Annotated in this window: 12 protein-coding genes; 4 read left to right on the forward strand and 8 right to left on the reverse strand. The window is 59.8% G+C overall.

What is annotated here, in order from left to right:
- Positions 1-55: 55 nt before the first annotated feature.
- From K7A42_RS13250 to K7A42_RS13270, 5 genes are all read right to left on the reverse strand, one after another.
- Positions 56-1,330, reverse strand: coding sequence for an extracellular solute-binding protein (locus K7A42_RS13250; RefSeq protein WP_113730300.1), 1,275 nt, complete (start codon positions 1,328-1,330; stop codon positions 56-58).
- Positions 1,331-1,405: 75 nt separating this feature from the next.
- Positions 1,406-2,479 carry an ABC transporter ATP-binding protein gene (locus K7A42_RS13255; RefSeq protein WP_135855748.1) on the reverse strand — a complete coding sequence of 358 codons (1,074 nt, stop codon included), beginning with the start codon at positions 2,477-2,479 and terminating at the stop codon, positions 1,406-1,408.
- Between the two features lie 7 nt (positions 2,480-2,486).
- Positions 2,487-3,998 (reverse strand): alpha-N-arabinofuranosidase, encoded by a 1,512-nt coding sequence (locus tag K7A42_RS13260; protein WP_113730298.1) that lies wholly within the window; start codon positions 3,996-3,998, stop codon positions 2,487-2,489.
- A gap of 122 nt (positions 3,999-4,120) precedes the next feature.
- On the reverse strand, positions 4,121-5,050 hold the full coding sequence (locus K7A42_RS13265) for an ArsR/SmtB family transcription factor (RefSeq protein ID WP_004444928.1): 930 nt from the start codon (positions 5,048-5,050) through the stop codon (positions 4,121-4,123).
- Between the two features lie 181 nt (positions 5,051-5,231).
- A complete protein-coding gene (locus K7A42_RS13270; protein ID WP_282455376.1) occupies positions 5,232-6,524 on the reverse strand; it encodes an ABC transporter substrate-binding protein in 1,293 nt (430 codons plus the stop codon).
- Between the two features lie 112 nt (positions 6,525-6,636).
- Here K7A42_RS13270 and K7A42_RS13275 point away from each other — a divergent pair, with 112 nt between their 5' ends.
- The 4 genes from K7A42_RS13275 to K7A42_RS13290 are packed head-to-tail and all read left to right on the forward strand — an operon-like array spanning position 6,637 to position 11,369.
- Entirely contained in the window at positions 6,637-7,701 is a 1,065-nt protein-coding gene (locus K7A42_RS13275; protein ID WP_282455377.1) for a LacI family DNA-binding transcriptional regulator, read from the forward strand.
- Positions 7,694-9,571 (forward strand): DUF2264 domain-containing protein, encoded by a 1,878-nt coding sequence (locus K7A42_RS13280; protein WP_113382420.1) that lies wholly within the window; start codon positions 7,694-7,696, stop codon positions 9,569-9,571. Before K7A42_RS13275 ends, K7A42_RS13280 begins: the two co-directional genes overlap by 8 nt.
- A complete protein-coding gene (locus K7A42_RS13285; protein ID WP_244455369.1) occupies positions 9,568-10,584 on the forward strand; it encodes a hydroxyacid dehydrogenase in 1,017 nt (338 codons plus the stop codon). The genes K7A42_RS13280 and K7A42_RS13285 overlap by 4 nt, the downstream gene beginning before the upstream one ends.
- The gene (locus K7A42_RS13290; RefSeq protein ID WP_282455378.1) at positions 10,581-11,369 is read left to right on the forward strand and encodes a sugar phosphate isomerase/epimerase family protein; all 789 of its coding nucleotides are present in this window, start codon (positions 10,581-10,583) and stop codon (positions 11,367-11,369) included. Before K7A42_RS13285 ends, K7A42_RS13290 begins: the two co-directional genes overlap by 4 nt.
- A 163-nt stretch (positions 11,370-11,532) precedes the next feature.
- Here the strand turns inward: K7A42_RS13290 and K7A42_RS13295 are convergent, their stop codons facing one another.
- The 3 genes from K7A42_RS13295 to K7A42_RS13305 all read right to left on the reverse strand — a co-directional run bounded on the left by K7A42_RS13295 (position 11,533) and on the right by K7A42_RS13305 (position 14,514).
- Positions 11,533-12,606, reverse strand: coding sequence for an ABC transporter ATP-binding protein (locus K7A42_RS13295; RefSeq protein ID WP_100911159.1), 1,074 nt, complete (start codon positions 12,604-12,606; stop codon positions 11,533-11,535).
- A gap of 86 nt (positions 12,607-12,692) precedes the next feature.
- Positions 12,693-13,568 (reverse strand): carbohydrate ABC transporter permease, encoded by an 876-nt coding sequence (locus tag K7A42_RS13300; RefSeq protein ID WP_004444935.1) that lies wholly within the window; start codon positions 13,566-13,568, stop codon positions 12,693-12,695.
- Complete coding sequence (locus K7A42_RS13305; protein WP_004444936.1) at positions 13,561-14,514, reverse strand: carbohydrate ABC transporter permease; 954 nt, start codon at positions 14,512-14,514, stop codon at positions 13,561-13,563. The genes K7A42_RS13300 and K7A42_RS13305 overlap by 8 nt, the downstream gene beginning before the upstream one ends.
- Positions 14,515-14,519: the final 5 nt, after the last annotated feature.

A 14,519-nucleotide genomic window follows, 5' to 3' on the forward strand; every position in this document is an offset into this window, starting at 1 on the left:
GGGACTTCACGCATTGCAGGCGCCCTCCGGCCAGAGACCGGAGGGCCGGTTCCTGTCACTTCAGCTTGCTTTGCAGCTCTTCCTTGATCTGCTCCACCGCATCCGTGCCGCTCATGAAGCCCTGAATGGCCGGAGCGATGACGTTGAGCGCGGCATCATAGGCAGGCGAAGCGACACCCGTGATCGTCGTTTTCGGATCGAACACGGCTGCTTCTGCAAGTGACGCATAGGTGGCGTTCGGCTGCATCGCCTTGTAATCGCTGCCCTCGGTGATCGATTTATAGGCCGGGATGTGGCCAGCATCGGCCCAGCTGATGGCGTGTTTTTCCATCCAGCCGATTACCTTCATCACCGCGGCGCGTTTCTCGCCGGAAACGGTCTTGTCACCCTGGTTGGGAATGGCAAAAGCGTGTGAATCCGCCCATGTAGCGCGTTTACCCATGAAGGGCGGAACCTCGACCGCGCTCCATTTGAAGCCCAGCTTGTTGTTCTTTTCCAGGTCCTTGTAGGTCGGCACTTCCCAGACGCCGTTCAGCTGGAAGGCGGATTTTCCGGCGGAGAAGAGCGCGACGGAAGCGGGATATTCCGCCTGCTCCGGCGCCCAGCCGTTTTCGCGCCATTTCGACATGGTATCGATAGCCTTGGCGGCCTTCTCCGCATTGTCGCCGGCCAGCACCTCGCCATTGGTGACGAGTTCACCGCCCTGCTGCGAGAACAAGGTGTAAAAGACGCGCCAGACACCGGCTTCTCCGCCGGATTGATACGTTACCGGCGTTTCGACGCCTTTTTCCTTGGCCCAGGCCAGCGCCTTCTCGAAGTCGTCTATCGTATTGATACCGGTCAGCTTGCCTTCGGCATCGATATAGGGCGAGCCTTTGAGAAGATCGGCATTGTAATAGAGAACCAGCGCGTGAATATCGAAAGGCACGGCATAAAGCTTGCCGTCATGGGTGGCCGCATCGAGCGGCGCACTGAAGAAATCGTCCTTCTTCAGGCCCGCATCCTCAAGATCCTTGTCGGTAATCTCGCTCAGCACCTTCTCCTGCAGCGCCAGCGGCGCACGGGACAGGTGATAGGTCATGACGTCAGGTCCTTCGCCGACGGCAGAAGCGGTCCGCACCTTGGTATAGAAGGGCACGCCCCATTCGAGCGTCGTTCCCTTCACCTGAATATCAGGATGTTCCTTGTTGAAGGCATCGATCAGCGCCTTCATGCGCACGCCGTCACCGCCGGACAGGAAATCCCACCAGACGATATCCTGTCTGGCCAGCGCCGGCAGGGCGGTCAAACCCAGAACCGTGCCAACAAGCAATGTCTTGATCAGTCGCATCGTTCACTCCTCCCGTTTTCTTTGAAAACACCCCATCGGGGATGGTCTGCTGCATCGACAGGCGCCTCCTCGCGCCTATCGCAACCTTCTGCCGTCGCTGTCGAAAACCATGATGTGGTCGGGCGCGGCGGTGAGCGAAACCAGACGGCCATCCAGGCTCTCGCGCGAGCCCTGGCGCTGCACGATGATTTCCCTGCCGGCCCCGGTGCGGGTATAGAGGTAGGAGACGTCGCCCAGTTCTTCCGCGACCTCGACGACGACCGGCAAGGCACCGTCCTGTGTTATGATCAGATGCTCGGGCCGGATCCCGATCTCGACACGCTGCCCGGCGGAGACGGGTTGCGAGAGCCGCGCCTCGATATGTCGATGCCCGCCATCGGGCGAAAGCGTCACGACGCCTTCGTGCTGTCCGACGACGTCCGCCTGCAGGAAGTTCATCGCCGGTGAGCCGATGAAGCCCGCGACGAACCGGTTATCAGGATCGTCATAGAGGGTGAGCGGTGCACCCGCCTGCTGCACGACGCCGCCCTTCAACACGAAGATCTTGTCCGCGAGCGTCATGGCCTCCACCTGGTCATGGGTGACATAGATCATTGTGGCACCCAGCTTGCGGTGAAGCCGGGTCAGCTCCAGCCGCATCTGCACGCGCAACTCCGCATCGAGGTTCGAAAGCGGCTCATCGAACAAGAAGACCTTCGGCTGTCGAACGATGGCGCGGCCGATGGCGACGCGCTGGCGCTGTCCACCGGAAAGCTGCGACGGTTTTTTCTGCAGATGATCTTCCAGCTGTAGAATGCGGGCCGCCTCGCCCACCCTCTCATTCACCTCCGCCTTCGGCCGGCGGGCAAGACGCAGGCTGAACGCCATGTTCTCGAACACCGTCAGATGCGGATAGAGGGCATAGTTCTGGAAAACCATCGCAACGCCGCGATCCGCCGGCTCGACGGCCGTGACATCACGGTCGTCGATGGCTATGCGTCCGCCGCTGGTCTCTTCAAGACCGGCAATCATCCGCAGCAGCGTGGATTTGCCGCAACCGGAAGGCCCGACGAAGACCGCGAAGCTGCCGGTGGGGATGTCCATCGAGACATCCCGGATCGCCGCGAAGGAGCCGAAGGACTTGGCGATATTGTTGAGACGGACACCCATGGCCGCCTCACTGAACCTTCAGACGCAGCACATGATAAGACAGCGCCGGCACGGAGCCCTTCAGCGCTCCGTCTTCGACGCCGACACCGCTGCCCGGCACCGGCACGACACGATCCGGCTGATCCGGGCCATTACCGACACGCAGATCATATCCCGCCATGGCCAGATGCAGATCGAGCGTGGTCGACGAGAAACCGGTGAGGCTGACATCGAGGTCGGCGGCCTCGGTCAAGTGCCGGTTCAACACGAACAATGTCACCATGCCTTCCGCCTCGTCATAGACACCGGCGACATCGAGATATTTGACGTCATCGGCCGCATTGCAGTCATAGGTCGGGCAATCAACGGCGACATTCAGCGCGACGCCACGGCCATAAAGCGAAGCAAACTGGTATGGATAATAGATCGTCTGACGCCATGCCGGGCCGTTCTTCTCGGCACGGATGGGCGCGATGACATTGACGAGCTGCGCGATGCAGGCGATGCGCACCCGATCCGAACGGCGGATGAACTCGTTGAGCAGACCCGCCACGAACAGCGCGTCCTCGAAATTGTATGTCTCTTCGAGAAGTGCGGGCGCTTCCGGCCAGTCCCAGCTCTTGATGCGTTTGCCGTCTTCTTCGCGGATGTGATACCAGACGTTCCATTCGTCGAAGCAGATGGAGACGTCGTTCTTGGCGCGCTTCTTCGCCTTCACATAATCGATGACGCCCGCAATCGTCTGGATGTAGCGTCCGGTTTCCTCGATCTTGCCGAAATAATTCAGCGTGTCGCGGCTGTTATTGCCAAAATATTTGTGCAGCGAGATGTGATCCACATTTTCATAGCACTCCTCGAGAACTTCCCGCTCCCATTCGGGATAAGTGGGCATGCCGTCATTGGAGCTGCCGCAGACGATTGCTTCAATTGTCGGGTCGAAACCCTTGAAGGCCTTGGCGGTTTCGTTGGCGAGACGCCCGTACTCCACCGCCGTTTTGTGACCGATCTGCCAGGGACCGTCCATTTCGTTGCCAAGGCACCACATTTTCACGCCATGCGGTTTTTCGGCGCCATGGCTGCGGCGCAGATCGCTGAGCGTCGTACCGCCGGGGAAGTTGACGTATTCGAGGAAGTTGCGGGCGTCGTCCAGACCACGGGAGCCGAGATTGACGGCGAGCATCATCTCGATGCCGGCCATCTGCGCCCAGTCGGCGAATTCATTGATGCCGATCTGGTTGGTTTCCTTGGAGCGCCAGGCGAGATCGAGACGGATGGGACGCTGGTCGCGCGGCCCGATGCCGTCTTCCCAGCGATAGGCCGAAACGAAGTTGCCGCCCGGATAACGGATGGCCGGGATCTTCAGGTCCTGCACGAATTTCAGAACGTCCTTGCGAAAGCCGTTTTCATCCGCCTGAGGATGGCCCGGCTCGTAGATGCCGCCGTATATGGCGCGCCCCATATGTTCGATGAAGGCGGAATAAAGACGATCGTCGATACGCCCAATCCGGAAGTCCCGGTGGACTGAAACCCGCGCTTTCATAAGGCTCTCCTCCCATGCGCATTTATATCGTGAAATGTGGTATAAACCACATTTGATAATATAGTTGCCGAGGGAATTCGCGCCTGTCAACCGCGAAAATCATACTTATTAAATTTGCTGGATCAGGCAGCCGTTCGCAGACGCAGAACGATGTCCTGGTCGTAATTTCCGAACCCGCGGCCAAATATGTTCAGCCCGCCCGGATGTTTCGCATCCGCCTTGACCTCGATGCGCAGACGGATGGAACGGTGGCTGGTCAGATCGATATCCGCGAGCGTCACATCCGAAATCCGGGTCCCATCCACAAAGGTTCCCTGGGCGGTAATCCGCCATGTTTTCAGCATACCGTATTGCGAACCGGACAGCTTCCACCAGTCCGGCGTAAATGTTCCCCGCTTGTCTCCGAAATCGCCGGGCGACGTCCAGACGCCGATTTCCCTGCCGTTGACGGACAGGGTGATGTCCGACGGCCAGTTGCTGTGGGTTCCGGGAACCTCGGAACTGACCTCCATGGAAAACTCGACTTCCTCGACCTCCCGCCCCTGAATCTTGGCGTTATTGGGGAACTGATACTCGACGAAACCCGATGTCAGCCATAACAAGGCCGTCTTCATGCGGTCCGGATCCATGAACGTATCGGGCACATCCAGAAGCCCGATAATGCCCTCCGGCGAGCAGATGCCACAGGGCGCCGTTACCGAACTTTGCGTGTAAAGACCGAGAGGCATCGCCACGGCAATATAGTTTGAGGTCGCCGGGGTTTCGGGTTTCCGGAAGGAAACGATGAGTTCGTCGCAGGTGGCAAAGCAGATTTTCTGGCTGCCCTTGCGCGCCTTGCGCGTCTCGGTGCGCAGCAGTCCCGCCTCCTCAAGAACCGCCACCCCTGCGGACACGGTGGACTGCGGCAGATCCAGTCTCTGGGCGATTTCATTCACATTGAGACCGCTCGCCTCGTGCAAGAGCTTCAATATCTGCACGCGGATCAGCGATGCGGCCGCTTTCAGCACATCGAATTCTTTTTCAGCATCAACGAGAAGGAAATTGGGCGCCATATTCTAATCTTCAGATTTATCGATCCAGATCAGAATTTCTGGCTTAAATGCCATGCACTTGTCCAGTGCCGTTTGCCATGCAGGCGCTTCCAAAAGGCGGAAAGCGGGATTCACCGCCCTTGCTTCATGAAAAAGGCATCGCCACGCGGCTGCGAGACCGCGCGGCGGTGCCCTTTCGTCGTCAGCCGCGCTTGCGCAGGGTCCGCGTGCCGGTGTCGACGAGATTTTGCGCTGCTTCATCCACGGTGGCGCGGCCGAAGGCGAGCGAATCGGCGATGGGGCGCATCACGCCGCGGTCGAACTCATTGGCGCCGATCGGGGCGGGCTCCGGATAGGGATCGAGCTTGCCCGACAGGCTCTCAATGTAATCCACCGTCTTGCGCTCGGTCTCGTTGAGCGTCGGCAACAATGCCTCGCGCACGACCTTGGCGGGCGGCACGCCGCGCTCGACGCCGAGCACCTTGCCTGCTTCCAGATCGTTGACGAAGAAGTTGATGAATTTCGCCGCCGCTTCCGCGTTGGTCGAAGTGGACGAAATGGACCAGATGAGGCCCGGCCGATAATAATGCCCGGTCGGCTTGCCCGGCCCCTCACCCGGCAGCATGCCGATGGACAGCGTTTGCTTGTTGAGTTTCTGGTAACCGACAAGCTGGTTGGAATAGGCAAAACCGATGGCGGAATTGCCAAGCGTCAGCGCATTGGATTCGATGGTATTGTCGTCACGCGTCTGGATATCGGCGGAAACGCAAAGCTTGTTCTCGCGCAGGTCCTCCCAATAGGCGAACCATTCCTTGGCATCTTCCTTGTTGAAGCCGATGGTGCCGTCCTGAAACAGAAGCTTGCCGCGCTGGCGCAGCCAGACATCGAAGACATAATGATAACGCGCGCCATAGGGTACGGCCCAATAGTTGCGCTTCGCCGGGCCGTTCTTCTTGAAATCGCGCGCCAGTTCAGCAAGCGCCTTCCAGGTGATCTGATCCTGTGGAACGGAAACACCCGCTTCTTTCAGCGTGTCGGCGTCATACATCATGCAGAAGGAATTCAGCCCGAGGCCGACGCCGTAAAGCTTGCCGTCGATACGGCAGAGATCGATCTCGCTTTTGCCGAAGGTGGAAAGATCAAGCGACTTGCCGACGAACTGATCCAGCTCCATGCAGGCGCCTCGACCCGAATAATCGGCGATGGTGGAAGGTTCGAGCTGGAAGATATCGGCGACGTTTCGCCCCGCCATCGATGTCGCAAGCTTGGTCCAGTAATCGGAACCGGCGATCATTTCCCCGCTGATCTCGGTCTGCGGATTGGCCTTCTGGTAAAGGGCGATCACATCGTTGGTGCGCTTGCTGCGATCGGCAGATCCCCACCACACGCAACGAAGCCGGGTTTCAGCCGCAGCCGCGCAAAAACCGCCCGCCGCAGCACCCAGGCTCGCCAACGCCGCCGTCACCAAAAACCCGCGTCTATCAATCATTTGCATCTGCTCCTCCCGCGTTTTGCAAATTTTTCTGATATCACTTAAATTCTTGCAAATTTTCTTTGTTTGCAATATTTGCATCATAATAGATTTTTTTGCAAGCGCAGGAGCCGATATGAACGATACGCCCGACATCAGCCGTCCGCGCCAGTCGGATATCGCCCAGCGCGCCGGGGTCTCCATCAGCACAGTCTCACGTGTTCTCGCAGGGGAAAAAGGGATCAGCGCGTCGATCCAGACCAAGGTTCTGGGAGTTGCGGCGGAGCTCGGTTACCCCTTGCGACCGACAACCAATCAGGCGGCCGGTGTGCAGCTGGAAGGCAAGACAATCCTCGCGCTCATGTCCGCGGAAAGGGCGACGGGCGATATTGGCGCGTTTTATCACGATATTTTCGATGTGCTGCGCAGCCTCGCCCAGACGGACGGTTTCGAACTCGACATCAGGCTATTGCACCAGAAGCAGATCGACGATTCCCTGATCCAGCGGGTCTGTGAGGTGGACGGCCTCCTGGCCATCGGGCTCGATCCCGAGGAGGAGATCATCCACCGCATCACGCAGGGCGTACTGCAACCTGTTCTTGTCAACAGTGCTGACCCCTCCATGATGCTCGATTGCGTTTCGCCTTCCAATTTTTACGGCGGCGCGCTGGCGGCCCGGCGGCTTCTGGAACTCGGCCATCGCAAGGTGGCCTATATCGGTCCGCATCATCGCCACACTATCAGGGAGCGTATGCGCGGCTTCCGCCATACGATCCTTGAGGAAAAAGGAACGACCTATGAGGAGTTCCTGCTTTCGACGGCAGATAGCGGCTTCGGGCAGGCGGGCGACGCGGTTCGCCAGCTGCTGGCCAAAAACCCTGAACTGACAGGCATTTTCTGTATGAATGACGCAATTGCCCTTGGCGCACTCGGGGCAGCGCAGGAGCTGGGCCTCGGCGTTCCCGACGATCTTTCCATCATCGGTTTCGATGACCTGCCCTTTGCCGAACTTTCTACCCCACGTCTCAGCACGATCCGGGTCGATCGCCGCGAGATTGCGCGCGAAGCGGTTGACCTGCTGCGGCGGCGCCTGACCGAGCCTTCCGCCAATGCCCGTCAGGTGCAACTTGGCGTGCAGCTGGTGGAAGGACAGACAGCCGGCAAGGCGAAAAAGACGGGAAAGGCGACACGCGATGCATGATACCATGAGCAGACCCCATATGGCGCGATTTAATCCGCTGCACGGCAATCCGCTCAAAAGCCGCGCCGATGTCCGGCGGGCGCTGGATGATAGCTTTGCGCCGCTTCTTCCCTATTTCTCGCAGGGTGGCGCAAGGGTGACGCTCAGCGGAGCAGCCGCGCACTTCGACCGGGCGGCGGCCGATCTGGAAGGCTTTGCCCGACCGCTCTGGGGCATCGCACCACTTGCGCTGAGTGGCGATCGTTTCGACCATTGGCCGCTTCTCGCCCGGGGCATAGCCAACGGCACCGATCCTTCCCATCCTGAATACTGGGGTGATGTGCGCCAGAAGGATCAGCGGCTGGTGGAGCTCGCTGCAATCGGTTTTGCACTGCGGCTTGCGCCGCAGCATCTGTGGGAACCACTGTCCGATACACAGAAAGACAATGTGCGCCGCTATTTGCTGACCGCCCGTGAGCGCGGTTACGCCGATAATAACTGGAAGTTTTTTCGCGTCATGGTCGACATGGCGCTGGATCATCTCGGTATCGAATTCGATCGCAGCCTGACCGAAACCTTCCAGAAGGAGCTCGACGATTTCTATATATCCGACGGCTGGTATCGCGACGGCAACTATCGCCGCATCGATCACTACATTGCCTTCGCCATGCATTTCTACGGGCTGATTTACGCGAAACTCAGCAAGCCTGATGACGCCTATGCCGAGCGTTACCGGCAACGCGCACGGCTTTTCGCTGGCGATTTTGCCAGCTGGTTCGATGAGGATGGCGGAACCCTGGCTTTCGGCCGCTCCATGACCTACCGTTTTGCCTGTGGCGGTTTCTGGGCGGGCCTTGCCTTTGCCGACGAGGAGGCGCTGCCCTGGGGCGAGATCAAGGGCCTTTATCTGCTGCATCTGCGCTGGTGGGCCAAAAAGCCGATTGCCGATCGCGATGGCGTGCTCTCCATCGGTTACGCCTATCCGCAGCTCACCATGTCGGAAAGTTATAATTCTGCAGGTTCGCCCTATTGGGCTTTCAAGGCTTTCCTGCCGCTTGCCCTGCCGGAAAGTCATCCCTTCTGGCAGGCGGAGGAAAGGCTGCCCGAGCCGTCCGCAAGCCCTAAGCCGCTTGTTCATCCCGGCATGGTGATGATGCGGACGAAAGGCAACGTCACGGCGCTCTCCAGCGGCCAGGAAAATCTCTCCATGCGCGGCGGGCCGGAAAAATACGCAAAATTCGCCTATTCCTCCCGCTACGGCTTCGGCGTGGAAGTGGACGAGCGTGGCTTCAAGACCAACGGTTTCGACAATATGCTGGCCTTTTCCGAGGACGGACTGCATTACCGCGTGCGCGAGACCAACGAAAAGGTTCTGCTGGCGGGAGCAAGCCTGCGGGCGACATGGAAGCCGTTTGCCGATGTCACCGTTGAAACCACGCTGGTTGCGGCTGGCGACTGGCATATCAGACTGCACCGGATCACCTCTGCCCGCTCCCTTTGGGTTACGGAAGGTGGCTTTGCGATCAACCGCAACGATGGCGACCGCGACGCCATGAGCGAAGAGGCCGGACGGGCGACGACGGATTGTGGCACTGACATATCGGCAATCATCGATCTCGGTTCGAGCATAGACCGGCACGGCGTGGCGCTGAAGGCACTGCCCAATACAAATCTCATCAACGCCAAGACCACCGTGCCGCAATTGCGCGGCCAGATCGCTGCCGGCGAGAGCGTTCTGATTTGCGCGGTCTTTGCCGGGGTGAGCGGCCCGGAAGGCGAGAAAGCAATGGCTTCGGTTCCAGCCATTCCCGACCTGGAGGCGCTTGATCGCCTCTTCGCGAGAGAGGGCGTGCCGGTCAGCAGCATGGCGGCCAGGGGAGAGCCGCAATGACGAGCCCGATTCCGCGTCTCAGCATAGCCATGGACCCGGAACGGACCGAGCATGTGCTGACATCGCAGGCGCTCGACAGGTTGTCAGAGAGGGTCGAGATTCTCGACACAGGCACAATCCGCGATTTCCACGATCCTGCGGTGAAAGAGCAGCTGGCGAAGACGGATATCCTCCTGACCGGCTGGGGCTGTCCGGATATCGGCGCGCAGGAACTGGCGCTGATGCCCCGCCTCAGGCTTATCTCCCATGCTGCCGGCACGGTAAAATATTTCCTGTCGCAAGCGGTGTTCGATCGGGGCGTTACGGTGTGCAGCGCCGCAGAGGCGAATGCGCAGCCGGTCGCAGAATTTTCGCTGGCGATGATCCTGCTGGCCGGCAAGCGCACCTTCGGCTTCAGGCGTCTTTATCTGGAGCATCGCGACCGAGCCCCGGTCGAGCGATTGCAGGCGCAGGCCATCGGCAATCTCGGCCTCACGGTCGGCATCGTCGGCGCGTCACGCATCGGACGTCGCGTCATTGGTCTATTGCAGCCCTTCGATCTCAATCTCATGCTTTTCGACCCGCTTCTCGATGCTGCGGAAGCGGAAAAGCTCGGCGTCCGTCTTGCCTCGCTCGAGGAGCTGATGGCGGCGAGCGACGTCATTTCCCTGCATGCGCCCTCCCTGCCGCAGACGCGGCACATGATTGGCGCGGCAGCGCTTGCCCGCATGAAGGACGGCGCAACCCTGATCAACACGGCGCGCGGCGCACTTGTGGATGAAGACGCGCTTCTGGCCGAACTAAAAACCGGACGCATCGAAGCCATCATCGACGTGACCGATCCCGAAGTGCCGCCGCCGGACTCACCCTTTTACAGCCTGCCGAACGTCTTCCTGACGCCGCATATTGCCGGCGCCACCGGTCTCGAACGGGCGAGGCTCGGCGACATGGCGATTGCCGAAATCGAACGCTTCTGCTGCGCAGTGCCTTTGCAGCAGCAGGTGCGGCCCGAACATCTGGACCTGATCGCGTGAGACCTTTCGAACCCGGCCTCTGCTCCGTCACCTTCCGCTCCCTGACGCCACAGCTGGTGATAGAGCTTGCGGCCAGCAATGGCATCAGGGCGATCGAATGGGGTGCGGATGTCCATGTCCCGCCGGGCGACCTCGAAAATGCGCGGCAGGTTGCGGCGCGGACGGCGGAAGCAGGCCTCTCCGTCTCGTCCTACGGTTCCTATATCTTCGCGCCGGATTTCACACCTGACGATGTGACCAGTGTGCTCGAAACGGCAAGGGCGCTCGGCACACAGCATATCCGTATCTGGCCGGGGCAACGCAAACGTCCATCCGCCGATTACACACCCGCGGAACGCCGCGGGGCAATGGAAGCGCTGGCGACAATTGCTCACCGAGCGGAAGACTACGGCATGACAATCGGTCTCGAATACCACCCCAATTCGCTGACAGACGCCCTCCCCTCCGCCCAGCAGCTGGCGCAGGATTTGCCGATGCCCAACCTGTTCTTCTACTGGCAACCCGCCCCGGGCCTGCCGCTGGAAGAGGCACTCGCGGAAATATCCGCGCTCGGCCCACGCATCTGCCATCTGCATGTTTTCGCCTGGCTCGCCGACGCCAGCCGCCTGCCGCTTGCCGACCGCGCAGACTACTGGCGGGCGTGCATCGAGGCTTTGCCTGAGGGCGAATGGACGAGACCCGCCTATGCGATGCTGGAATTCGTCAGGGGTGATGACATCGGCCAGTTTGCGGAAGACGCGCTGACACTAGGCAAGATACTCGCTGGCCGCGGAGTGGCCGATTAGCGCACGATTAACCTCACACGCGGCGTCACCCCCGGCCTAGTGCCGGGAACCTGATCATGTGGAACAAAGACGTCGCAAATCCTCGGGACAAGCCCGAGGATGAAGAACGTAAAGCTTTCTGGACTTCGTCAGCCACTGTGGTGAGACAGCTCACCACTCGTTCTCATATCCGCCGTCCATCCGCCCCGAACAGATGCGTCTTACCCAGATCGAAGGCAAAGGGAATCGTTTCGCCGATGCGGATATGGCGTTGGCCATCGAGAAGCACGGTCGCTGGCTGGCCGTCGGGGGTGCTGGTGTAAACCACCGTCGAGCCGCCGAGATGTTCCACGAGCTGGATGGAAGCTTCACCGAGCGAGGATTGGGCCTGCGGGTTCACATGTTCCGGGCGCACACCGAAGGTGAGCGGTTCCCCCTGCTGAGCAGTGACCGGTTTTTCAAGCACGATGCGCTGTCCCGCCACTTCGATGGTGCGGTTGGAGGTGTCGCCTGAAGCCACTTTTGCGGAGAGGAAATTCATCTTCGGTGAGCCGATGAACCCCGCGACGAACTGGTTTGCGGGATTGTTGTAGAGATCGAGCGGGCGGCCAACCTGCATGATGCGGCCGTCGCGCAGCACGACGATCTTGTCAGCCATGGTCATGGCTTCCACCTGGTCATGCGTCACATAGATCATGGTGCTGCCGAGCGTCTGGTGCAGCTTGGCAATTTCGACGCGCATCTGCACGCGCAGTTCCGCATCGAGGTTGGAGAGCGGTTCGTCGAAGAGGAAGATTTTCGGCTCGCGCACGATGGCGCGGCCGATGGCGACACGCTGGCGCTGGCCGCCGGAAAGCGCCTTCGGCTTGCGCTGCAACAGCGGGCCGATCTGCAGGATATCGGCGGCCTTCTGCACCCGCGCCTCGACTTCCGGTTTTTTGTAGCCCGCCGTTTCCAGCCCGAAGGCAAGGTTCTTGTAGACACTCATATGCGGATAGAGCGCATAGGACTGGAAGACCATGGCGATGCCGCGCTTGGAGGCAGCGGTTTCGTTGACCCTCTCACCGTCGATACGCAGATCGCCTTCGGAGATTTCCTCAAGCCCGGCGATCATGCGCAGAAGCGTGGATTTGCCACAGCCCGAAGGGCCGACGAAGACGGTGAATTCGCCCGGCTCGATCTTGAGATCGATGCCGTGGATGACCGGAAAAGCGCCGAACCGCTTGACGATTTTTTCGAGCGTAATGCTGCTTGCCATGCTGTTTCTCCCGACTGTCGCGCCGCATGCGGGACGGCTGCGACAGTGTTGATTGTCTTAGAATACGTTCCCGATCCGGGATCCGTTCAGCGTTTCATTCCCGTCGTCGCGATGCCTTCAATCAGCAGCCGCTGGAAGAACAGGAAAAACAGGAAGACCGGCACCAGTGACAGGTTGGACATGGCGAAAAGCGAGGTCCAGTCCGAGCTGCCGGTGGAATCCACGAAGGACCTGAGACCAAGCTGCACGGTGTAGGTGTTGATGTCGTTCAGATAGATCAGCGGACCGAAGAAATCGTCCCAGGTCCAGATGAAGGAAAAGATGGCGGCCGTTGCCAGAACTGGCAGCGACAGGGGCAGCATGATCTTCCAGTAGATACGGAAGGGCGAACAGCCATCCATGACAGCCGCTTCATCCAGCTCACGCGGAATACCGCGGAAGAACTGCACCATCAGGAAGATGAAGAAGGCGTCCGTCGCGAGATACTTCGGCACGATCAGCGGCAGCGATGTGTTCACCCAGCCCATTTCCAAGAAGAGGATATATTGCGGGATGAGCACGACGTGATAGGGCAGCATCAGGGTGCCGAGCATCAGCGCGAACCAGAAATTGCGCCCGCCGAAGCGAAGCCTTGCAAAAGCGAACGCCGTGAGCGAGCAGCCGACCACGTTGCCGATGGTGGCCAGCACCGAGATGAAGAAGGAGTTCCAGAAGAACTGCCCAAAGCTCACCTGCAGCCCGGTCCAGCCCCTGATATAACCGCCGACATCCACCGCCGAGGGAATGAGCGAGGATGAGCCGAACAGCTCGTCCTGCGGCCGGAAGGAGCCTGAAATCATCCACAGGATCGGATAGAGCATCGCAAAGGAGGCGATGATCAGCGCCGTATGGAGCATCACTGATTTCAGCGGCGAGCGTTGCGGGCCTTGTCCCGGCCGGGGAGCGGTAACAGCGTCAGTCATCGTAATGCACCCAGTATTTCGCGCTGAGGAACGAGAAGGCCGTGAACAGCGAGATGATGATCACCAGGATCCAGGCAAGCGCCGAGGCATAACCCATGCGGAAGAAACCAAAGGCTTCCTGGTAAAGATAGAGCGTGTAGAACAGAGTCGAATTGATCGGCCCGCCGGTGCCCTCGGAAATGATGAAGGCCGGCGTGAAGGCCTTGAAGGCGTCGATCGTCTGGATCACGGCGTTGAAGAAGATGACGGGCGTCAGAAGCGGCAGCGTAATGCGGAAGAACTGCCGCACCTTGCTTGCGCCATCGATTTCGGCGGCCTCATACATGTCCTGCGGAATTTGCCTCAGACCTGCGAGGAAAATGATCATCGGCGAACCGAACTGCCAGACCGACAGGATGACCAGCGTGTAGATCGAATAATCCGGATTGGAAATCCAGCTCGGCCCTTCATAACCAAAGGCCTGCCAGAGTATCATGTTGACGAGACCGTCAGAGGCGAAAAGCTGACGCCAGAGAACGGCAATCGCGACGCTGGAGCCCAACAAGGACGGCAGATAGAAAATCGCCCGATAGAGGGTCAGGCCGCGGATGCCGCGGTTGAAGGCGAGCGCCACCAGCAGCGCGAAAATCAGCTTCAGCGGCACCGACAGCAGCACATAGGTGAAGGTGACCTGCATGGCGGCGGCAAACTTCGGGTCGGCCGTGGCGATGCGCACATAATTGGCCGCACCCACCCAGTCCGGCGACTGCAACAGGTCGTAGTTGGTGAAGGACAGATAAAGCGACGCAAGCGCCGGGCCCAGCGTGAGGCCGAAAAAGCCGATCAGCCAGGGCAGGAGAAACAGGTAGGCGTGAATGTTGCGGTCGAAGATCCGCTTCAGGCCGCCCCGTTTCGGGAGAGCCGCGCCACGGCTCTCCCCCACAAGAGTTTCAGATCGAAAGGCCATAAACC

It is taken from the genome of Agrobacterium sp. InxBP2, assembly GCF_026191755.1.
Taxonomy (GTDB): domain Bacteria; phylum Pseudomonadota; class Alphaproteobacteria; order Rhizobiales; family Rhizobiaceae; genus Agrobacterium; species Agrobacterium pusense.